At 50.9% G+C, this 21,391-nt stretch carries 18 protein-coding genes and 1 riboswitch; of the genes, 7 read left to right on the top strand and 11 right to left on the bottom strand.

All coding sequences use genetic code 11. From position 1 onward, the window contains the following. Window positions 1-18: 18 nt before the first annotated feature. Window positions 19-2,823 (bottom strand): DNA polymerase I, encoded by a 2,805-nt coding sequence (gene polA, locus C7W93_RS12850; RefSeq protein ID WP_108440361.1) that lies wholly within the window; start codon window positions 2,821-2,823, stop codon window positions 19-21. Between polA and C7W93_RS12855 the strand changes: the two genes are divergently transcribed. The 4 genes from C7W93_RS12855 to C7W93_RS12870 all read left to right on the top strand — a co-directional run bounded on the left by C7W93_RS12855 (window position 2,824) and on the right by C7W93_RS12870 (window position 6,232). Continuing rightward, window positions 2,824-3,570 (top strand): TIGR00730 family Rossman fold protein, encoded by a 747-nt coding sequence (locus C7W93_RS12855; protein WP_108440362.1) that lies wholly within the window; start codon window positions 2,824-2,826, stop codon window positions 3,568-3,570. Window positions 3,571-3,903: 333 nt separating this feature from the next. Continuing rightward, window positions 3,904-4,377 (top strand): hypothetical protein, encoded by a 474-nt coding sequence (locus C7W93_RS12860; protein WP_225869825.1) that lies wholly within the window; start codon window positions 3,904-3,906, stop codon window positions 4,375-4,377. A 121-nt stretch (window positions 4,378-4,498) separates the two neighbouring features. After that, on the top strand, window positions 4,499-5,455 hold the full coding sequence (locus C7W93_RS12865; protein WP_108440363.1) for a homoserine kinase: 957 nt from the start codon (window positions 4,499-4,501) through the stop codon (window positions 5,453-5,455). A 6-nt stretch (window positions 5,456-5,461) separates the two neighbouring features. Continuing rightward, window positions 5,462-6,232, top strand: coding sequence for a BPSS1780 family membrane protein (locus C7W93_RS12870; RefSeq protein WP_108440364.1), 771 nt, complete (start codon window positions 5,462-5,464; stop codon window positions 6,230-6,232). 228 nt (window positions 6,233-6,460) lie between these two features. Here the strand turns inward: C7W93_RS12870 and C7W93_RS12875 are convergent, their stop codons facing one another. From C7W93_RS12875 to C7W93_RS12895, 5 genes are all read right to left on the bottom strand, one after another. Next, complete coding sequence (locus tag C7W93_RS12875) at window positions 6,461-7,114, bottom strand: GNA1162 family protein (protein WP_108440365.1); 654 nt, start codon at window positions 7,112-7,114, stop codon at window positions 6,461-6,463. After that, on the bottom strand, window positions 7,111-7,497 hold the full coding sequence (locus C7W93_RS12880; protein WP_108440366.1) for a DUF4810 domain-containing protein: 387 nt from the start codon (window positions 7,495-7,497) through the stop codon (window positions 7,111-7,113). The genes C7W93_RS12875 and C7W93_RS12880 overlap by 4 nt, the downstream gene beginning before the upstream one ends. Then, entirely contained in the window at window positions 7,494-7,814 is a 321-nt protein-coding gene (locus tag C7W93_RS12885; protein ID WP_146177553.1) for a hypothetical protein, read from the bottom strand. The genes C7W93_RS12880 and C7W93_RS12885 overlap by 4 nt, the downstream gene beginning before the upstream one ends. Before the next feature lie 2 nt (window positions 7,815-7,816). Beyond that, entirely contained in the window at window positions 7,817-8,791 is a 975-nt protein-coding gene (locus tag C7W93_RS12890; protein ID WP_225869826.1) for a CsgG/HfaB family protein, read from the bottom strand. Between the two features lie 223 nt (window positions 8,792-9,014). Continuing rightward, entirely contained in the window at window positions 9,015-11,300 is a 2,286-nt protein-coding gene (locus C7W93_RS12895; protein ID WP_108440368.1) for a UvrD-helicase domain-containing protein, read from the bottom strand. Between the two features lie 176 nt (window positions 11,301-11,476). Here C7W93_RS12895 and C7W93_RS12900 point away from each other — a divergent pair, with 176 nt between their 5' ends. Then, window positions 11,477-12,727, top strand: coding sequence for an MFS transporter (locus C7W93_RS12900; protein ID WP_108440369.1), 1,251 nt, complete (start codon window positions 11,477-11,479; stop codon window positions 12,725-12,727). Between the two features lie 141 nt (window positions 12,728-12,868). Further along, the gene (locus tag C7W93_RS12905) at window positions 12,869-13,369 is read left to right on the top strand and encodes a Dps family protein (RefSeq protein WP_108440370.1); all 501 of its coding nucleotides are present in this window, start codon (window positions 12,869-12,871) and stop codon (window positions 13,367-13,369) included. 86 nt (window positions 13,370-13,455) lie between these two features. Here C7W93_RS12905 and thiE read toward each other — a convergent pair whose 3' ends face one another. The 5 genes from thiE to thiC all read right to left on the bottom strand — a co-directional run bounded on the left by thiE (window position 13,456) and on the right by thiC (window position 17,942). Continuing rightward, window positions 13,456-14,082 (bottom strand): thiamine phosphate synthase, encoded by a 627-nt coding sequence (gene thiE, locus C7W93_RS12910; RefSeq protein WP_108440371.1) that lies wholly within the window; start codon window positions 14,080-14,082, stop codon window positions 13,456-13,458. After that, window positions 14,079-14,924, bottom strand: a complete 846-nt coding sequence (locus C7W93_RS12915) for a hydroxymethylpyrimidine/phosphomethylpyrimidine kinase (RefSeq protein ID WP_225869827.1) — start codon at window positions 14,922-14,924, stop codon at window positions 14,079-14,081. The genes thiE and C7W93_RS12915 overlap by 4 nt, the downstream gene beginning before the upstream one ends. Next, a complete protein-coding gene (locus C7W93_RS12920) occupies window positions 14,921-15,727 on the bottom strand; it encodes a thiazole synthase (RefSeq protein WP_108440373.1) in 807 nt (268 codons plus the stop codon). Before C7W93_RS12920 ends, C7W93_RS12915 begins: the two co-directional genes overlap by 4 nt. Window positions 15,728-15,819: 92 nt before the next feature. Next, window positions 15,820-16,020: a sulfur carrier protein ThiS gene (thiS, locus tag C7W93_RS12925; RefSeq protein ID WP_201747256.1), complete on the bottom strand. Its 201-nt coding sequence runs from the start codon at window positions 16,018-16,020 to the stop codon at window positions 15,820-15,822. Window positions 16,021-16,028: 8 nt separating this feature from the next. Further along, a complete protein-coding gene (gene thiC, locus C7W93_RS12930) occupies window positions 16,029-17,942 on the bottom strand; it encodes a phosphomethylpyrimidine synthase ThiC (RefSeq protein ID WP_108440375.1) in 1,914 nt (637 codons plus the stop codon). 108 nt (window positions 17,943-18,050) lie between these two features. Then, window positions 18,051-18,154, bottom strand: a riboswitch (TPP riboswitch). A gap of 364 nt (window positions 18,155-18,518) precedes the next feature. On the opposite strand from thiC, the gene C7W93_RS12935 reads away from it, so the two are divergent. Then, complete coding sequence (locus tag C7W93_RS12935; RefSeq protein WP_108440376.1) at window positions 18,519-21,338, top strand: valine--tRNA ligase; 2,820 nt, start codon at window positions 18,519-18,521, stop codon at window positions 21,336-21,338. Window positions 21,339-21,391: the final 53 nt, after the last annotated feature.

The raw sequence follows: 21,391 nt of genomic DNA on the forward strand, positions 1-21,391 counted from the left end.
TACAAAATTTCGTCAGAATTAATGTGCCTCATCCCAATTTTTTCCTACGCCAACTTCTGCAATCAATGGCACGCGTAAAGTTGCCACGCCAGCCATTAATTCCGGCAGCTTTTGACGCACCAGCTCCAACTCGTCTTGCGGTACTTCCAACACCAATTCATCGTGCACTTGCATGACCATCTTTGATCCCAGCTTCTGCGTTTCGAGCCAATCCTGCACAGCAATCATCGATAGTTTTATCAAGTCGGCCGCCGTGCCTTGCATCGGCGCATTAATCGCCGCACGCTCCGCGCCCTGTCTGCGCGGACCGTTAGGTGAGTTAATTTCCGGCAGCCACAAACGACGCCCAAATACCGTTTCGACGTAACCTTGCGCCTTAGCTTGCAAACGGGTGTCATCCATAAACTGTTTGACACCCGAAAACCGCAGGAAATATTTTTCGATATACATCTGCGCGGCACCCCGCTCGATACCAAGATTACCGGCTAAACCGAAAGCGCTCATCCCGTATATCAAACCGAAGTTAATCACTTTGGCATAGCGACGCTGCTCGCTGGTGACATCCTTCGGCGTCGTGCTAAAAATTTCTGCAGCCGTGGCGCGGTGAATATCCTCGCCATCCGCAAACGCCCGCAACATGTTTTCATCGCCGGAAATATGCGCCATGATGCGCAGCTCAATTTGCGAATAATCGGCAGAGACGATGACGCTATTCTCCGGCGCGACAAACGCTTCACGGATACGCCGCCCTTCAGCGGTGCGGATCGGAATGTTTTGTAAATTCGGATCATTAGAAGCTAATCGCCCCGTGACCGCGACTGCCTGCGCATAATTAGTATGGACGCGTCCGGTGGTCTGATTGACCATTTTCGGCAATTTGTCGGTATAGGTGGACTTCAATTTCGACAGGCTGCGATAGTCGAGCAAAATCTTCGGCAGCGGATAATCCTCAGCCAATTTTTGCAATACTTCCTCATCGGTCGAAGGCGCGCCGGAAGGCGTCTTTTTGACTATCGGCAATTGGAGTTTTTCAAAGAAAATTTCACCCAATTGTTTCGGCGAATTCAGATTGAATGGCTGACCAGCCAATACATACGCCTGCTGCTCGATATCCAGCATGCGTTTGCCTAATTCGTTTGACTGCGTTCCTAGCAAACCGGCGTCGATCAAGACACCATTGCGTTCGATTTTCTGCAAGACAACAGCGGTGGGAACTTCAATTTTTTCGTAAATAAAGCGCAGATTTGTATCGCCTTCGATATGCGGCCACATCGTTTGATGGAGGCGCAAAGTAACGTCGGCGTCTTCAGCGGCGTATTCAGTCGCCCGTGCAATCTCGACTTCATCGAAACAAATTTGCGATGCGCCTTTTCCGCACACTTCTTGAAACGTGATAGTTTTATGACCAAGATGACGCAAAGCCATGCTATCCATGTCATGCGGCCGGTGCGATTCAAACACGTATGATTCAAGCATGGTGTCGTGCGCGATGCCGCGCAAGGTCACTCCATGATTGGCAAAAATATGGCTGTCGTATTTTAAATTTTGCCCGATTTTTTTCTTGCTAGGATCTTCCAGCCAAGCCTTCATTTTTGCCAGCACAAAATCCCGCGATAACTGCTGCGGTCCATCTTGCGAGCGATGCGCCACCGGAATATAAGCGGCAACACCAGCGATACAACTCAGCGAAATACCAACCAATTGCGCGGTCATCGGTTCGAGGGAAGTTGTTTCGGTATCGACAGAAGTATATTCAGCAGCGTTAATCACTGCCAGCCAATGATCGAGCTGCTGCTCGGTCGCGACTGTTTCGTAATTTGTTGCGAGGTCTGGAAATAAGCTGCTCTGGACCAGATCTTCCACAGCGGCGATAACGCTGCCGATAATGCCAGCTTTTTCAGTATTTTTCGGCGTCAACGTGTTTTCTTCGGACGCTGTGCCATTGATTGCTACGCTACCGTTTAAACTGCTCACCTCGCGCAGCCAGGTCTTAAAATTGTAGCGCGTATAAATATCGATTAATGTTGCATTATCTTGCGGCAATACGACCAACGACTCTGGAAATGTCCCCATATGCTCGCTGAGATCGCAATCAGTCTTGACCGTGACCAGCGCTTTAGCTTGTGGCAGCCAGTCAATGGCCTTGCGCAGATTTTCGCCAACTGCGCCGCCGATGTTGGCCGCATTGGCGATAACCTGGTCTACCGTGTCGTATTGCGCCAGCCATTTCACCGCTGTTTTCGGCCCCACTTTGGAGACACCAGGAATGTTATCGACCGTATCGCCGATTAAGGTCAGATAATCGACGATCCGCTCTGGCGGCACACCGAATTTGGCAATCACGCCTGGCGGATCGAGCTTTTCGTTGTTCATGGTATTGATCAACGTCACATGCTGATTCACCAGCTGGGCCAGATCTTTATCGCCAGTCGACACCACTGCGGTCATGCCATGCAAAACGGCTTGCACAGTCAAGGTACCGATGACATCGTCGGCCTCAACGCCCTCTACCATCAAAATAGGCCAACCCATTGCGCGCACAGCGGCGTGAATAGGCGTAATCTGTTTAACTAGATCTTCCGGCATTGAAGCGCGTGTAGCCTTGTAATCGGCATACATATCGTCCCGAAACGTTTTCCCTTTTGCGTCGAAGACACAGGCAATGTAAGCTGCAGGGTAATCAAGACGTAAACGGCGAAGCATATTTAAAATGCCGTACAACGCGCCGGTTGGCTCATTGGCGGCATTGCGCATGTCAGGCAACGCATGGAACGCCCGATAAAGGTAACTGGAACCATCAACTAACAGCAGGGTTTTTTGCATATGGAATCAAACGGAAAGAATGTGCCGCGTTTGCGGCAAGTGACGGACATCGAACGCGCTACTTCCAAGAAGGCGCGCGAATCATGGCATATGTTCACAATTATGGCAGAGTTTATCGAGTCGACCGAACGCCTGTCGGAGTTACATCCGGCTATTTCGATCTTCGGCTCTGCACGGATTAAAGAGGATAACCCGTATTACGCGCTTTGCTCTGACATTGCGCGACGATTTTCAGATGCAGGTTTCGCCGTCATTTCCGGTGGCGGACCGGGCTTGATGGAGGCGGCTAACCGTGGGGCTTTCGAAGGAAAATCCCCCTCAATCGGCCTAAACATTGAGTTACCGCATGAACAAAGCAGTAATAAATGGCAGGATATCTCATTAAGTTTCCGTCACTTTTTTGCGCGTAAAGTTGCCTTCGTACGCCATGCGGATGCCTACATCGTATTACCGGGTGGCTTCGGCACGATGGATGAATTAACCGAAGTGCTGACGTTGATTCAAACCGGTAAATGTCGACACATTCCGATCATTTTGGTCGGCAGTGAATTTTGGGCGGGTCTATTAGACTGGTTCCGCGCGCAATTGGTCACCACTGGCATGATTGGCGAAAAAGATCTCGATCTGATTCAGGTAATTGATGATCCTGCTCTGATTGTCGATGCGGTATTCGATTTTTATGACAAGGGTGAAACATCGCTGGCAGATTCGGTGGAGCGGCATACCGATACCGGTGCGTTGTTGTAATGACACTGCAATAAACGCGCAAGATTGATGCATGCGGTCTCGCCTAAATGGATGATTTACGCCATTTAGGTGGAGGACTCATGCGAAATTATTTCGGGAACGCGGTACACCAACCTACAGAAGTAGTCGGTATGCTCGTACGAAGTGAGTCGTCATACGGCAGAGAAGCGCCGCGCCGTTAAAGCAAATTTGCGTAAGTCCTGCCGTTTATTTGGAAGGACTGCATACTAGTGCCCTATCGCCACATCCGGTTTGCTACAATGGGCTTATTGCATTTAACTAGTTTTTTTCAGCTAGTTTTATGCCAACGCACAACTACGGCATTCAAAAACCATGAACAACTTTAAATTCTGGCCAGTTGCAACGCTCTGTATCGCAGTGATTAGCACGATTGCAGCGCCGCTTGCCCTTGCGCAACAGTCAGGCACTGCCCCAAATACTGGCAGCCCTGCCAATTTGGCACCACCGCCACCTGAACTGCAAAATCTGGAAGAAGGCGAAAAACCCGCCATTACCATCCAAAAAAACAACAATACTCCTAACGAAGAAGCCATTACGCAACAGCGTCAGCAAGGCGTCGTCACGGATGTCAAGGTGCACAGCGGTGGCAGCACGTATCATATTCGACCGAAGCAAGTGGGCACTTCCATGCCCGGCGACACGCCAAGTGCGCCAGCCAACGGTGCGCAATGGGTAATCAAGGAATTCGATTGGGGCCAAAAGAAAGAAAAGCCAGCAAATCCGGGCACCGAGCAAACTGTTGATAACAAAACAGCACCAGCGCCGCCGGGAACGCCAGCCAACTAAACAATTTAATAGCAGACAGTCAAGATGCGGAGCAAAGACAACCACGGTTTTTGCTCCGCATCCTCACAAATAGCACGTCATTTCGACTTTATTCCACATTCTCATTTTTTAAATTTTTCTCATGGCAGTATTTACTCCGGTCAGCCTGGATGACCTCAACAGCTGGCTTGTGCAATTCCCCTTAGGCAAAGCATCCGGGATCAAAGGCATTTCATCCGGTATCGAAAACACCAATTTTTTCATCAATACCGAGGCTGGCGAATATGTGCTGACGGTCTTTGAAAAACTGACATTCGAACAATTACCGTTTTACCTGGAACTGATGCGCCATCTGGCCCAGCGCGGTGTCGCCGTACCGGCTCCGATTCCCAACAAGGAGGGGGCGATTATTAACGCCCTACACGACAAACCCGCGGCAATTGTGAGTAAGCTGGAGGGAGAGTCCGAAATGTCGCCCGGTCCGCATCATTGTCGTGAAGTTGGTGCGATGCTGGCAAAAATGCATTTGGCGGCGCAGGATTTCCCCATCTACCAGCCGAATTTGCGTGGCCTATCATGGTGGCGCGAGACTGCCCCCGTCGTATTGCCGTTTCTATCGGAAGATATCCAGCAATTACTACGCGCTGAAATGCAATTTCAGGAAGAATTTGCGGCTTCTCAGGCTTATCAAAAGCTGCCAAATGGTCCGGTGCATGCCGATCTGTTTCGTAATAATGTGATGTTTGATGGCGACCAGCTCTCGGGATTTTTCGATTTCTATTTTGCTGGATGCGATACCTGGTTGTTTGACCTCGCCGTCACCGTCAATGATTGGTGCATCGAGGTAGATACCGGTGCACTCGACGAGGCCCGCGTGCTGGCAATGCTGGATGGCTATCGCGCAATTCAACCATTCAGCGCCGACGAGCAAATCGCCTGGCAGCCAATGTTGCGCGCAGCTGCGTTGCGTTTTTGGCTCTCACGGCTGTATGACTTTTACCTACCGCGCGCAGCAGAAATGCTGACGCCGCATGATCCGACGCACTTTGAACGGATTTTGCGCCAACGCATCGCTCACCCGGCTCCGGCCCTGTTCTGAATATAAATGGAAAAATTACCTGCAAAAACTGGCTGGATTTGGGTAAAAAGTGGCTTTGCGTTATTCCGCAAACAACCCGCTGAAATCTCGACTCTTTTCCTCGCCTATATGTTTCTTATGCTGGCTGTTGGCATAGTGCCAGTCGTCGGTCAGTTATTACCGCTGATTTTAGTTCCGGTATTTTCGATGGCGTTCATGCAAGCCTGTGTTCAGATCGAAGATGGCAAACGGGTCTTTCCGAACGTCCTGCTGACCGGGTTTCGCTCACCGGCACTGAAGAATTTATTGCTACTCGGTTGCCTGTATTTGCTTGCAGCGGTTATCGCCGTCGCCGCCTCAGCCCTGATTGATGGCGGCGTTTTCTGGCAAGCGATGACAGGGCAAGCCCCACTCGATGCCAAAACCGCGCAAGACTCAAATATGTCGCTGGCGATGATGTTTTCTGCGGCGGTCTATGTGCCATTTGGCATGGCATTCTGGTACGCAGCGCCGCTTATTATGTGGCAGAAAATGGGCGTAGCAAAAGCGGTTTTTTACAGCTTCTTCGCCGTTCAGCGCGAAACCAAAGCTTTTCTGGTGTACGGACTTGCCTGGATGCTTTTCGGTGTTCTGCTACCGGCAATCATCAGCGTTATCGTCGCCCTGGTAGTCGGAAGCGCATCGATTACCATCATGGTGCTGTTGCCGCTGTCCATCGTATTAACGGTCGTGATGTATTGCTCGTTTTACTCTACCTATACCCATGTATTCGGCAAGCCAGACGTGGCCGAAAAATAGATTTTAGACTTTCTAAAATGCGTTACTTCCCCTCAATCCGGGAAGTAACGCGAAATTTTTTCGACGGCTACAGAGCATCTATCAACGTCATAAATCTGATGCACATCCATCAATCGGGTGAGATCAACAAAAATCCACATTGACCTCCCTCCTTGTTTAATGCGCGCTGCGCATGCACTGGTCATGGGCAAATACGCAACGCTGTCACTGTCACTGTCAGGCAGCCTATTAAAACAGGCTTTGATCCTTCAAGTATTGCGAATGATAAGGACCTGCAGGTAAGCCATGTCCGATTTGATAAATGGCTTGCGCGTTAGCCTGCTGCGCCAGCGGCATGTAGTTCGGTTTAGCCTTTTCAATCGCGGCGGCAATGGCTAAGGCAATAAAGCCAGAGTTTCCTTGCGGGCTATAGACTAGCGTCTCTTTCTTGTGCCATAACTCCTCTCCCGTAATACCGCTTTTTAGTGAATAGACTAACTCCACCGTTGTTTGTGTAGACAGCACCATATACTTCGCATCCCAACGATTAATCGCGATGTACATGACCGGCTCTGCGCCAAATATCTGCGCCATTCGCTGGGGTGAGTTTGCATGCACCATATCCGCATCGCCCAAACCATCATCCTCCATCACACGCTTCACCAGATTAACCGGGAACACGTAATATCCGCGTTCAGCAATAGGACGTGAAATAGTGGATAGAAAATAATCGGGAGCATCTACGTCAACACTGCGATTAACAACAGGCACGATCAACATCGAACGTGGATTGGTGGCACGGAATTTTTCGTAGTTGGTTGCTTGATCCTTCGGTGCAGTGACACACCCGCTCAACACCACTAACACCGCTATCAAAGAGAGAAACTTTACTCTGTAAATCATGATTCTTTACTCCCTTTGACAGCGGCCTTGCCCGGCGTATCGGAGGCGGTTTTAATCATCACACCCATAAAATATGCTGCTTCCGGCCACTGCTTTTTCTCTTTCTGAAAGTAGATAATGGCCTCCTGATTTTTGCCCTGTTGCATCAATAAGTAGCCATATTCCGCATACACGCCGGGCGCTAAGATTTTCTGGCCCGACTCGGCAATTTGAATCGTTTGTTCTAGCTGCGTCGCCCAAGCTGCAGCGGCTGCAGGATCTTTGTAATAACTGTACATACCGTTTTCATAGCTGCCCCATTCGTATTTATTGTGATTGGTGGCGCACCCGGACAACATCAAAAGCGCAGTCAGAAAAGGTAGGACTATTTTGCAATGCATCATTGGTCCCCTCGATTCATAGTGACCGTGCGCGTTTCTCCGCTACTGACAACTATTTTTTCTGCATGCAAAACTCGTTCACCCTGCTTGATCTGGATTTGGTGCATCCCTTCTTCAATCGCTAAAATTTTTGTACCGTTATATTGATCGGCATTTCCAACAGCCAGACCATCGACATACAGCACAGCATTCGGCGGTGCGCCATGGATTGATAGCGACGGGCTTACCGAGCCTGTTTTAACTTGCGTATCTGGCAGTGCACAGGCGCTTAACATCAGCAGCATGAGGACAGCGGCGATTCTTGGAGCTAGTCGTTTCATCATCATTGGCCTGCACTTTCTGCAACAAATAATTGCGTGCCTTTAACACTTGCAGCAGAACCTGAAATCAATTCTGCGACAGCGCCTTCATTACTTTCGGAATCACCAAACAGCGATTTCACGCGGAGTTTTCCGACCGCGCTGCCCGGCAAGGTAATGTCAAACCCACTTTGTGCACTCTTTATTTTTTGCCCCTCACGTAACACCGCCAGCACATCGCCGACCTTGAGTCCTTGCCGCGCACCACCAGCGATAAACACTAGATTACCTTCCGTTTTAAGTATGTCGGTACGCCATGGCCGTTCTTCCAGTTTGGCAATCAACGCATTCTGCACGTCGGAAATAGCCGCAGAGATGGCGCGATCATTCAGCGTGCTGTCATAGTCGGCATGGCTCCCAAAGCCCGCAACCTCGCCCGCTTCAGTGCTAGCTTCACCAACGCCAGACGTGCTAAAGAACACTAAGCCAGTACGCGCATCGACTAAACGAATTTCAACTTTTGCCCTTGCGGTCTGGATTTTTGTGGAACTGAGAAAACCGGATTTCCCAGTAGTGCTGCGACCAAATTCAGTGACCGAACCTAAAATCAGGGCATCGACGCCTACCAGATCGGCGGAAGAACCAGATTGTCCAAGCAGCTTTTGTTCACTTTGAATTTTGACGAGATCCGGGCGTTCTAAAAGGAGAAATTTATGCGATGCGCCTAGCCGGTTTGCCAGCATGTCTGAGACTTGTTTGCCGAGGGGATCAAGATTTGCATCCGTCTGAAAAGTGCGTCCGTACCGCGTTTCGTTAGAGAAACGACCGATGGCGATTTTGCGTTTTAATGTTTTTGCAGCGGTTTCTACAACAATCTGTTGTTGTGCTTTTATTTGCTGCGCACGAGAATTCTGCGCTTCAACAGTTTGTGGTGGCGTGCTAATGACCGCGCAGCCAGCGACGACAAGTACCAACGTGGTTGGCACTATTTTTTTCACATTTATCACATTATTTCCTGGTGGCAATGCATTAAAAGCGGCGATGCTAGCATGTGCCTCAGAGGAAACACGCAATGCGGCCAACAGTTAAGGAATTTCCCTAGGTTCGTGTGCTAACGGCATGAAGAGATGGATAGGCGTCTAGCCCATCATCGGAGAACGGCGCTGTATTGCAGAAGAATCCACAGCGCCGTGTGCTACATTTTTACGAAAACAAACCGCGTTAAACCTTATCCAATTTAGCGATCGTCAAATCCAGCAGTTTCATTCCATGCTTACCAAAATTGATCTGCGCTCGGGCATTGTCGCCACCACCCTCGATATTCACGATCACGCCTTCACCGAATTTTTGATGGGCGACGTTTTCGCCGATACGCCAACCGATATCCTTTTTAGCAAATTTGTTGGCGATGTTATTGGCACCACTTTGCGGGGTATCGACCCATGCCGCTTTCGGATGCGCGAACCAGCTATGTTGCTGCGGCGGCACGATTTTTGGCGAAAGCCATTTCAGTGATTCTTCCGGCAACTCATCAAAAAACCGCGAACGCATGTTGTAACGGGTTTGCCCGTGCAACATCCGTGTTTGCGAAAAGCTCATGTACAAGCGCCGCTTGGCACGTGTAATGGCGACGTACATCAAACGCCGTTCTTCCTCAACACCAGCGTCTTCTTTTTGCGAATTTTCATGTGGAAACAGACCTTCTTCCAGACCGGTAATAAATACCGCATCGAACTCCAAACCTTTCGATGAATGGACCGTCATCAATTGCAAAGCGTCCTGTCCGGTTTTAGCTTGATTGTCCCCGGCCTCAAGCGAGGCGTGCGACAAGAATGCCGATAACGGTGACATGATGAGCGCCAACTGCGCATCCGCATCAATAATTTCGACGCCATCCGCCGTCGTGATTGACGCCGCCGCAAGCACATCCGCCTTAGGACCGAGCAGTGCAGGCGCGTCTAGCCCGAAGCCTTCTTCGCCCACGAACAGCGTCGCGGCATTCACCAATTGCTCCAGATTTTCGATGCGATCCGCACCTTCTCGTTCACTACGATAATGGGTAATCAAGCCGCTCAAATCGAGCATAATCTGCACCATCTCTGGCAACGGTAACTGTTGCGTCTCGAAACGTGCGCTCTCAATCAAATTAAGAAATCCGCTCAGCGACGTGCCAGCTTTTCCCGGGACATAGCGCACTGCCTCATACAACGAAACGCCATGCTGCTTAGCGGCATCCTGCAAGTGTTCAAGCGAACGCGCACCGATCCCGCGCGTCGGAAAATTCACGACGCGCAAGAATGCAGAGTCGTTATGCGGGTTATCCATCAGTTGCAAATAGGCGATGGCATGCTTCACTTCGGCACGCTCAAAATAGCGTTGGCCGCCGTACACACGATAAGGAATTCCGGCAGAAAATAACGCATGCTCGATCACCCGCGATTGCGCATTCGACCGATACAAAATCGCGATTTCGCTACGCGTCGCGCCCTCATTAATCAGGCTTTTTGCTTCTTCGATGATCCACTGCGCTTCAAGTAAATCGCTGGTCGATTCGTAAATTCGTACCGGCTCACCATGACCTGCATCCGTGCGTAAATTTTTACCCAGACGCTTGTTATTGTTGGCGATCAGCGTATTTGCAGAATCCAGAATATGGCCATGCGAGCGATAATTTTGTTCCAGCTTGATTAAATTCTGGACTTGGAATTCACGCTCGAAAGTGCTCATGTTGCCAACATTGGCACCACGAAATGCATAGATGCTTTGATCGTCATCGCCCACGGCAAAAACAGCACCGCCCTGTCCGGCCATCAATTTCAGCCATTTGTATTGCAGGTCATTAGTGTCCTGAAACTCATCCACCAGAATGTGTTTAAAACGGGCTTGATAATGCTCACGCAAGGGCTGGTTCCGCACCATTAATTCATAGGTGCGCAATAACAGCTCGGCAAAATCGACCACGCCTTCGCGCTGACATTGCTGATCGTACAACGCATACAACTCGACAAATTTACGGTTGTAATCATCGTTGGCTTCGACCTCGTTGGCGCGCAAACCCTGATCTTTCGCGCCATTGATGAAGTACATTAAATTGCGCGGTGGATATTTCTCGTCATCGATATTCAACGACTTGAGCAGGCGCTTGATCGCCGATAGCTGATCTTGCGAATCCAGAATCTGAAATGTCGAAATCAGACCCGCATCCTTATGGTGGGCGCGCAGCAGGCGATTGCAGAGTCCGTGAAAAGTCCCGATCCACATCCCGCGTGTATTAATCGGCAACATCGCAGACAACCGTACCATCAGTTCCTTGGCGGCCTTGTTGGTAAATGTTACAGCCAGCACGCCGGACGGTGAAACCTGCCCGGTTTGAATAAGCCATGCGATGCGGGTAATCAATACGCGTGTCTTGCCCGATCCGGCGCCAGCGAGAATCAAGGCGGGTTGTGCGGGCAAAGTTACTGCGGCGAGTTGTTCTGGATTGAGGTTCTGAAGGAGATTTTGCATCCTGCCATTATATGCCGCCGAAGCGCCGTTCCGATTATGGCAAGCAATGATTCCGGCTAAAGCGTAAAATAATGCACTGCATTATGGCCAACAGGCCCCCGGCATCATTCAATACTGATCAGCTTTGCGCGCTATCGGTTCATTCATCAATACATCACGTTGCTACCTTACCTATCATGTCCGAAGAAGCTCGCTCCAAAAGCGTTGCGCCATCCGCGTTAAAGCCGAATATTCAGCCTCTCTCGCAGAGCGAAGTTACTTTTCATATTCTCTCCACTTCATTTTTTACTTTTCTTTGTTATTTAAGCATCGGTTTGCCGTTAGCCGTATTGCCCGGTTATGTGCACGTCGATCTGGGCTACAGTTCTGTGATGGCCGGATTGGCGATCAGCGTGCAATATCTGGCAACGATGCTGAGCCGTCCACGTGCAGGGCGTATTGCAGATTCGGTCGGGCCTAAAACGTCGGTACTGTACGGGCTGATGGGCTGTGCGGCCAGTGGTGCAATTCTGATTATCGCTGCGCTATTCAGCGCGATTCCATGGCTCAGTCTGGTGATATTAATGCTCAGCCGGTTGGTGCTTGGTTATGCAGAAAGCCTGGTAGGCACAGGCGCAATTACCTGGGGTATCGGTCGCGTGGGCGCAGAACATACTGCACGGATGATTTCCTGGAATGGTATCGCTACCTATGGCGCATTGGCGGTAGGCGCACCATTAGGCGTAGTGATCGTCCATGCCTGGGGCTTGCCGTGGGTTGGTGTCGCAGTCGTGGCGCTAGGCGTCATTGGCTACTATCTGGCACGGCGCAAACCGGCAACGGCAGTCATCAAAGGTGAGCATTTGCCGTTCCGCCATGTTTTGCGACGCGTATTACCTCACGGCTTGGGCCTTGCACTAGGATCTGTCGGCTTCGGATCGATCGCCACTTTCATTACCCTGTTTTATGCTAGTCATCACTGGCCTAATGCCGCATTCGCACTTACATTGTTTGGCGGATTTTTCGTTGGTGCCCGGCTGCTATTTGCCTCGATGATTGGGCGTTTTGGTGGGTTTCGGGTTGCGGTGGCGTGCTTCGCTGTGGAAGCATTAGGACTGTTACTTCTGGGCTTCTCTACGGCGTCTTGGGTAGCGCTGTCCGGCGCGGCTTTGACCGGCTTTGGCTTTGCGCTCGTCTTTCCCGCGCTTGGCGTCGAAGCCGTACGCACCGTACCACAGCACAATCGCGGCAGCGCACTTGGCGCATATTCCCTCTTTTTGGACCTTGCGCTAGGCATTACTGGCCCATTGGCCGGATTAATCGCTACCGCATTCGGCTATCCCGAAGTATTCTTGTTCGCCGCGATGGCTTCATTGGCTGGCGTGGCATTGACAGTGGTACTGCACCGGCGCTCGGAACAAGCAATGGGAAACATGTCGATCGACTAATTAGAAATGCGTGACTTATCTGATTTTTCAATATTGCACAAATTGACATAAAATAGCTCTGGTAAAAATATACGTCTATTAAAAATCTAATAGACAAGTACCCACAGCTCTTAGTTGAGAGCACACACAAGGAGTAATGCAATGGCAAAGATAGTTGCAAAAAAAAGCGTCGCGCCAATCAACATCGGCATCAATGATAAAGATCGCAAGAAAATTGCCGATGGCCTCAGCAAATTGCTTGCCGATACTTACACTCTGTATCTGAAGACCCACAATTTCCATTGGAACGTCACCGGGCCAATGTTCAATACGTTGCACCTGATGTTTGAAGGGCAATACACTGAGCTGGCATTGGCAGTCGATCTGATTGCAGAACGTATCCGTGCATTGGGTTATCCAGCGCCAGGATCGTATAGCGCATTTGCCAAGCTATCGAGTATTGCTGAAGCTGAAGGCGTACCGAACGCGACTGAAATGATTCAACAATTGGTCGCGGGTCAAGAGTCGGTTACACGCACAGCGCGTTCGATTTTCCCAGTAGTTGATGCGGCATCCGATGAGCCGACCGCCGATCTGCTGACACAACGTATGCAATTGCATGAAAAAAATGCATGGATGTTGCGCAGCTTACTAGAAGGCTAAAAGCTTGCGGTCTTAGAAAATTAATGCAAAAAAACGGCGCACAGAGCGCCGTTTTTTTATAGCCATTCACGTGTCTAAAAATCGTTCTATTGCGCGAACAACGCAACAAATTCACGTGCCGCCGCCTGCGGATCTTGTGCCAGATAAACGCTGCTAATCGCGGCCACCATATCTGCGCCAGCAGCCACCAGCGGCACCGCATTTTGCTGCGTCATGCCACCGATGACGACGTTCGGCAACGGAATCTCGGTATTAGCCGTCGTCACAATAGAGGGCTGCGTGGTCACTGCATATTTCTTGACCAGCGATGGATAAAAGCCACCGAACGCAACATAGCTGGCACCGGAACGCGCTGCCAGATGCGCCAGTTCCATGCTGCCATAGCAGGATGCACCGACAATTTTATCCGGGCCGACTTGCGCGCGCACATCGGCGACGCTGGCATCCGTGCCACCGACATGAATACCATCCGCATCCAGTGCCAGACACAACGCAACGTGATCGTTGATGATGAACGGGCGCTGATAACGTCGACACAACGCAAGCAACTGCTCCGCCTGTTCCTGGCGCAACGCGGTGTCGGCAGTCTTATGCCGATACTGCAACAGCGCGGCACCGCCTTGTAAAGCCTGTTCGCTGACCGCTACCAACTTGGCCGTATCATCCCAATCGGGCGTGACGATATACAGGCCTTTCAGACTAAAAATTTTCATGATGATTCCTTCGTTTGCTGTAAAAACGGCAGCGTCCGGTTAGGAATACGCTGCCCATCGGCAATCGCGTAGGACGACGCTAACGTTTGCTGGCAATACGTCTGCGCGGCATCGATAGCCTGCTCCATTGACCATCCCCGCGCCAATAATGCCGCCAACGCTGCAGCCAGAGTACACCCACTGCCATGAAACTCACCCGGCAAGCGCGGCCATTCCCAGCTACGCTGCTGACCCGCGGTGTACCAACGATTTAACACATGATTCAACTCTGGCCCATGCCCGCCTTTTAACAAAACATGCTGACAACCGCGTGCCATTAGTTGCTGCGCCTGAATGTCGGGATGTTGATCAGAATTAATCTTGTCGCCACATAAACGATTCGCTTCAATCCGATTCGGTGTGATGACCGTCGCCAAGGCAAATAAGGGTGCTAAAGCCGCAATCGGATCTTCCGACGCCAGCGCATCGCCCGCACCATTTGCCAATACAGGATCAAACACCACCGGCAAGTCCGGCTGACGCACACGCAAATCGCGAATAATAGCGGCGATCACGTCGGCATTGGCACGATTGCCAACGATGCCGAGCTTGACCGCCGCAATCTCGATCCGATCAACCAATACTTGGGCTTGATGGCGCACCAGATCGGCTGCTACCGGATGCACGCCAAAGACGTGCTGATTGTCCTGCACTGTCAGCACGGTCACGACGGACATCGGATGCGCGTCCAGCGAGGCTATCGCAGTGATATCCGCTTGCAGGCCCGCGCCACCGCTAGGATCTGAACCTGAAAATACTAAAACGCAGGGCGGCGCGGATGCTGACGACGATAGTCGGCTCACTTGATGCGATCCGCCATCGGCGATGACGGCGAAGCGGCAAAACGCTTGGGAATCCGCCCGGCCAGAAACGCCTCGCGCCCGGCTTCAACTGCCAGCCGCATCGCTCGCGCCATACGAATCGGATCACGCGCACCGGCAATCGCCGTATTCATCAGCACGCCGTCGCAACCCAACTCCATTGCAATCGCCGCATCGGAAGCCGTGCCAACACCAGCATCCACCAGCACCGGTACTTTTGCCTGCTCGATGATCAACGATAAATTCCACGGATTCAAAATACCCATGCCAGAGCCGATTAACGACGCCAGCGGCATCACGGCGACGCAGCCGATTTCTTCCAGAATACGGGCTTGAATCGGATCGTCACTGCAATACACCATGACATCGAAACCATCTTTGACCAGTATTTCTGCGGCCTTTAAGGTCTCTGGCATATTCGGAAATAATGTCTTTTCGTCGCCTAGCACTTCCAATTTTGCCAGCTTGTGACCGCCCAATAATTCGCGCCCTAACTGCAAGGTGTAAACCGCATCTTTAGCGTTATAACAACCGGCGGTATTAGGCAATATTGTGTAGCGCGACTGCGGCACAACATCCAGCAAACTAGGCGCATTGGGGTCTTGCCCGATATTCACACGGCGAATCGCCACCGTAATAATTTCCGCGCCGCTGGCTTCTGTCGCGTCACGTGTCTGATCAAGATCGCGGTATTTTCCACTACCGACTAACAAGCGCGAGCGGTAAGTTTTTCCTGCAATGGTCAAGCCGCTATCCTGAGATATTTCTTGGAGGACATCATTCATGATTATTCCTTTCCTGTTTCTTTGTGTGTCGGGCGGCGCACTGCACCGCCCAACCAGTCGTTACCAACAATGCTGCACAAGATTTAGCCTGGTTATCCGCCACCAATGGCACGCACCATATCGACTTTATCCTGCGGCTGCAGCACATGCTGCGCCCACAAATGTGATGGCACCACCTGACGATTAACCGCCACCGCAATCGCCTTGCCGGACAGCGCCAGCGCGGCTACCAATGCTTGCAGTGTCTGCGGTTCGTCAAGTTGATGGGGCGCACCGTTAAGTTCGATTTCCATCATCGCGCTCACTGTTTTCTGTAAATTTCCGCACCGCTTTTGATGAATTCGATGGACTTCACTTCCATCCCTTTCTTCAGCGCGGCGATCTCCGTAATGCCTTGAGCTGCGGCGTATTCACGGACTTCTTGGGTGATTTTCATGGAACAGAAATGCGGGCCGCACATCGAGCAGAAATGCGCTACTTTGGCCGAATCTTTAGGCAATGTTTCATCGTGGAATTCACGTGCTTTATCAGGATCGAGTCCGATATTGAATTGATCATCCCAACGGAATTCAAAGCGCGCTTTGGACAAGGCATTATCACGAATCTGCGCACCGGGATGGCCCTTCGCCAAATCCGCAACGTGGGCTGCGATTTTGTACGTGATGATGCCGTCTTTGACGTCAACTTTGTTCGGCAAACCAAGATGCTCTTTCGGCGTGACGTAGCACAACATCGCCGTGCCGTACCAACCGATAGTTGCCGCGCCGATGCCGGAAGTGATGTGATCGTAACCCGGTGCGATATCGGTCGTCAGCGGTCCGAGGGTGTAAAACGGCGCTTCGTCGCACTGCTCTAATTGCAGATCCATGTTTTCTTTGATCAGATGCAGCGGCACATGGCCGGGGCCTTCGATCATGACTTGCACGTCGTGTTTCCAGGCGATTTGCGTCAATTCGCCGAGTGTTTTCAGCTCAGCCAATTGCGCTTCATCATTGGCGTCATAGATCGAACCTGGACGCAAGCCATCGCCCAAACTGAACGAAACATCATAGGCTTTCATAATCTCGCAGATATCTTCGAAATGATCGTACAAGAACGATTCTTTATGATGCGCCAAACACCATTTCGCCATGATCGAACCGCCGCGAGAAACGATGCCAGTCAAGCGTTTGGCAGTCATCGGGACGTATTGCAAACGGACACCGGCATGGATGGTGAAATAATCGACGCCCTGCTCGGCTTGTTCGATCAACGTGTCGCGGAAAATCTCCCACGTCAGATCTTCTGCCTTACCGTTGACCTTTTCCAGCGCTTGATAAATAGGTACGGTGCCGATCGGTACAGGAGAATTGCGGATGATCCATTCACGGGTTTCGTGGATATGTTTTCCGGTCGATAAATCCATGACGTTATCGCCGCCCCAGCGAATCGCCCAAGTCATTTTTTCGACTTCTTCGCCGATGGATGACGTGACCGCGGAATTGCCGATATTGGCGTTAATCTTGACCAGAAAATTGCGGCCGATAATCATCGGTTCGATTTCAGGATGATTGATATTGGCAGGAATAATCGCACGACCACGGGCGATTTCCGAGCGTACGAATTCTGGCGTAATGGCGGCAGGGATACTTGCGCCGAACGATTGTCCTGGATGCTGACGGCCCATCAAATCGGCGAGTCGATTGCCCATCGGACCGGATGCTTTTAACTCTTCCAGATATTCCTGACGGCGCATGTTTTCGCGAATCGCGACATATTCCATTTCCGGCGTGATGATGCCCTGACGCGCGTAGTGCATTTGCGAAACGTTTTTACCGGCTTTGGCGCGGCGTGGTTTGCGATGCAGGTTGAAGCGCAACTCGGCCAGTTTTGGATCATTCAGCCGTTCTACGCCGTAGTCGGAAGTCGGTCCTTCCAGTTCATCAGTATCATCACGCTCAATGATCCACGGCGTACGCGGAGTCGATAGACCAGACCGGATATCGATTTTAACGTCCGGATCAGAATATGGTCCTGACGTGTCATATACGTAAATAGGGGGATTTTTTTCAGCACCGAACGACGCAGCAGTATCGGATTGCGTGATTTGCCGCATCGGTACACGAATATCCGGACGTGATCCGGTAACATAAACTTTGCGGGAATTTGGTAGTGGCTGAATGGCCGCTTCGTCCACCGTGGCGGTAGCGGATAAAAATTTTGGATTAGCGTTCATTATGGCTCCTTTGCGTGGTTGTCTGTGCTTAGCACCAGCAAAGGAATTTTCGAGAAAATGCGGCGAAATGACGGCGTAATCGGACTAACATTACAGCGTACAGGCCTACAACAAACTCGACAGCTTCCCTTCGCTGGCATTACCCAGATCAGGTTCAGAGGGTGTTTCTCACCCGATTACAGATTACGCAATCAGGACCCCTAGCATTTTGCCAACTCGGGATACTCTTCCAAGTTAGCGGGTTGAATTTTAACACCGACAAATGGTCCCGCGCAAAGATTTACATTTGATTTTTGCGTGATTTTTTTGCCAACTTTTTCACTTTGCCAGCGCCTTAGCGCCGACGAAGCAAAAACAGGTTATTGACTTTCAATAACCTGTGTAGGAGCTACCAGTGTGCCTGCAGCGGAGTTCCAGAACCTGCAGGCGAAGACAGTACGCTCTCTGAGTCGCGCTAGAAGAGCGCAACGCCGCCAGGGTATTTGCGTACGTCCTGTTAAATATGTCCGCCTATGTTGCGAAGCAACGGACGTCGTCCTTTATAATCATCCTTTTAGCGAAAAACACCACTAAATCATGGAATTAGCCAAGTCTTTCGACCCTGCCGAGATTGAACAATTTTGGCGTAGCGAGTGGGAAAAGCGCGGGTATTTTGCCGCCTCCACCGATGTCAGCAAACCATCGTTCAGCATCCAGTTACCGCCGCCAAATGTGACAGGTACGTTGCATATGGGCCACGCCTTCAATCAGACCATCATGGATGGCCTGGTACGTTATCACCGCATGCGCGGTTTTAATACTGCATGGATTCCGGGCACTGATCATGCAGGTATTGCCACTCAAATCGTGGTTGAACGTCAACTTGATGCGCAGAAAGTCTCGCGCCATGATCTTGGACGTGAAAAATTCATCGAAAAAGTCTGGGAGTGGAAAGAAAAATCCGGTTCCGCCATTACAGGCCAGATGCGTCGCCTCGGCTCGTCGGCCGATTGGGACCGCGAATATTTCACCATGGACCCGAATTTGTCCGGCACGGTCACTGAAGTCTTTGTACGCCTATTCGAACAAGGCTTGATTTATCGCGGCAAACGCCTGGTCAACTGGGATCCGGTATTGGGCACTGCGGTGTCCGATCTGGAAGTCGTATCGGAAGAAGAAGATGGTTCGATGTGGCATATCCGCTATCCGTTCGCGGACGGCAGCGGTCATTTAACAGTCGCCACGACACGGCCAGAAACCATGCTGGGCGACGTTGCGGTCGCAGTTGACCCAACCGACGAACGCTATATGCATTTGGTAGGCAAGATGCTGACGCTGCCTTTATGCGACCGCGAAATCCCCGTGATTGCCGATGAATACGTCGATAAAGAATTCGGGACAGGTTGCGTCAAGATCACGCCTGCACATGACTTTAACGATTACGCGGTTGGACAACGCCACAATCTAGAAAAGATCAATATCCTGACGCTGGATGCCAAAATCAATGACGTCGGACCGGTCCAATATCAAGGCATGGATCGATTTGTTGCCCGTAAACAAATCGTTGCCGATCTGGATGCATTGGGCTTATTAGAGTCGGTCAAACCACACAAATTGATGGTGCCGCGTGGCGATCGTACCAGCGTGGTGATTGAGCCAATGCTGACCGATCAATGGTTCGTCGCGATGAGTAAAGCTGCGCCGGAAGGCACACATTTTCCGGGCAAATCGATTGCAGAAGTCGCGCTGGAAAAAGTCGCCAATGGCGAAATCAAGATGGTGCCGGAAAATTGGACCACCACTTACAACCAATGGCTGAACAATATTCAAGACTGGTGCATTTCGCGCCAATTGTGGTGGGGCCATCAGATTCCGGCCTGGTATGACGAAGATGGAAAAATCTACGTTGCACGGACTGAGGCCGAAGCACAGGCTCAAGCCGTCGGCAAAACCATTCGGCGCGATGAAGACGTTCTCGATACCTGGTTTTCTTCTGCTCTGGTGCCATTTTCGACGCTAGGATGGCCGGAAGAAACGCCTGACTACAAAATGTTCCTGCCCTCATCGGTGCTGGTTACCGGTTTCGACATTATCTTTTTCTGGGTAGCGCGCATGGTCATGATGACCACGCATTTCACCGGAAAAGTACCGTTTGGGACGGTCTATGTGCACGGTCTGGTGCGTGACGGTAGCGGTCAGAAGATGTCAAAATCGAAAGGCAATACGCTCGATCCGATTGATCTGATAGACGGTATTGACCTTGAGTCTTTGGTCGCCAAACGCACAGTCGGGCTGATGAATCCGAAGCAAGCCGACGGCATTGCCAAAGCTACGCGCAAAGAATTTGCCGATGGCATCCCGGCTTTTGGAACCGACGCGCTGCGGTTCACCTTTGCTTCATTAGCAACACTCGGACGAAATATCAATTTCGACCTAAGTCGTTGCGATGGCTATCGGAACTTCTGCAATAAATTGTGGAACGCCACACGTTTTGTGTTGATGAACACCGAAGGCAAGGATTGCGGCTTCGAAGGTCACACAGCTGGTGAGTGCAACAAAGAAAAGCTTGATTTCTCTTTAGCAGATCGCTGGATTGTTTCCCAATTACAACGGACTGAAGCCGACATCGCCAAAGGCTTTGCAGATTACCGCTTCGATAATATCTCGTCTGCGATTTACAAATTTGTTTGGGATGAGTATTGCGATTGGTATCTTGAAGTTGCCAAAATTCAGATGCAAAACGGCAGCCCGGCGCAACAACAAGCCACGCGCCGCACCTTATTGCGCGTATTGGAAACTGTGCTGCGATTAGCGCATCCGATCATTCCATTCGTCACCGAAGCCCTCTGGCAAAGCGTCGCGCCATTGACGGGACTGGTCATGGACCCGGCTGGTGATTCGATCATGCGCCAATCTTATCCGGAATCGCGTCCTGAAAAAATCGACGAAAAAGCCGAAGCATGGATGACAGAATTGAAATCTCTGACTGATGCCTGTCGCAATTTGCGTGGCGAAATGCAATTATCACCGGCATTGCGCATCCCACTGATTATCGCTGGCGAGGCGGAGCAACAAGCAGCATTAAAGTCCTTCGCCCCGTATCTGCAAGGGTTGGCGAAATTATCTGAAGTACAAGTATTAGAGGTATTACCCGAATCGCCTGCACCTGTATCCATAGTCGGCAATGCTAAGCTGATGCTGAAAGTTGAAATTGATGTTGCGGCAGAACGTGAGCGCCTTACCAAGGAAATCACACGTTTGGATGCGGAGATCACTAAAGCACAGGCAAAACTTAGTAATGAAAGCTTTGTTGCCAGAGCCCCGGCGCAGGTTGTCGCGCAAGAGCAAGAGCGCGTAGCAAGTTTTTCTGCCACTTTGATCAAACTGCGGGAGCAATTTGCCAAACTGAAAGACTAGCCACGTACCGCAAAGCCCATTGCATAGTATTCCTGTAAATCATTGCGCGTAAG

The organism is Glaciimonas sp. PCH181 (assembly GCF_003056055.1).
Classification (GTDB): Bacteria; Pseudomonadota; Gammaproteobacteria; order Burkholderiales; family Burkholderiaceae_D; genus Glaciimonas.

Excerpts from the sequence above, each read along its gene's own strand:
- polA (WP_108440361.1), bottom strand. The coding sequence starts at position 2,823 with ATGCAAAAAACCCTGCTGTTAGTTGATGGTTCCAGTTACCTTTATCGG.
- C7W93_RS12855 (WP_108440362.1), top strand. The coding sequence starts at position 2,824 with ATGGAATCAAACGGAAAGAATGTGCCGCGTTTGCGGCAAGTGACGGAC.
- C7W93_RS12860 (WP_225869825.1), top strand. The coding sequence starts at position 3,904 with ATGAACAACTTTAAATTCTGGCCAGTTGCAACGCTCTGTATCGCAGTG.
- C7W93_RS12865 (WP_108440363.1), top strand. The coding sequence starts at position 4,499 with ATGGCAGTATTTACTCCGGTCAGCCTGGATGACCTCAACAGCTGGCTT.
- C7W93_RS12870 (WP_108440364.1), top strand. The coding sequence starts at position 5,462 with ATGGAAAAATTACCTGCAAAAACTGGCTGGATTTGGGTAAAAAGTGGC.
- C7W93_RS12875 (WP_108440365.1), bottom strand. The coding sequence starts at position 7,114 with ATGATTTACAGAGTAAAGTTTCTCTCTTTGATAGCGGTGTTAGTGGTG.
- C7W93_RS12880 (WP_108440366.1), bottom strand. The coding sequence starts at position 7,497 with ATGATGCATTGCAAAATAGTCCTACCTTTTCTGACTGCGCTTTTGATG.
- C7W93_RS12885 (WP_146177553.1), bottom strand. The coding sequence starts at position 7,814 with ATGAAACGACTAGCTCCAAGAATCGCCGCTGTCCTCATGCTGCTGATG.
- C7W93_RS12895 (WP_108440368.1), bottom strand. The coding sequence starts at position 11,300 with ATGCAAAATCTCCTTCAGAACCTCAATCCAGAACAACTCGCCGCAGTA.
- C7W93_RS12900 (WP_108440369.1), top strand. The coding sequence starts at position 11,477 with ATGTCCGAAGAAGCTCGCTCCAAAAGCGTTGCGCCATCCGCGTTAAAG.
- C7W93_RS12905 (WP_108440370.1), top strand. The coding sequence starts at position 12,869 with ATGGCAAAGATAGTTGCAAAAAAAAGCGTCGCGCCAATCAACATCGGC.
- thiE (WP_108440371.1), bottom strand. The coding sequence starts at position 14,082 with ATGAAAATTTTTAGTCTGAAAGGCCTGTATATCGTCACGCCCGATTGG.
- C7W93_RS12920 (WP_108440373.1), bottom strand. The coding sequence starts at position 15,727 with ATGAATGATGTCCTCCAAGAAATATCTCAGGATAGCGGCTTGACCATT.
- thiS (WP_201747256.1), bottom strand. The coding sequence starts at position 16,020 with ATGGAAATCGAACTTAACGGTGCGCCCCATCAACTTGACGAACCGCAG.
- thiC (WP_108440375.1), bottom strand. The coding sequence starts at position 17,942 with ATGAACGCTAATCCAAAATTTTTATCCGCTACCGCCACGGTGGACGAA.
- C7W93_RS12935 (WP_108440376.1), top strand. The coding sequence starts at position 18,519 with ATGGAATTAGCCAAGTCTTTCGACCCTGCCGAGATTGAACAATTTTGG.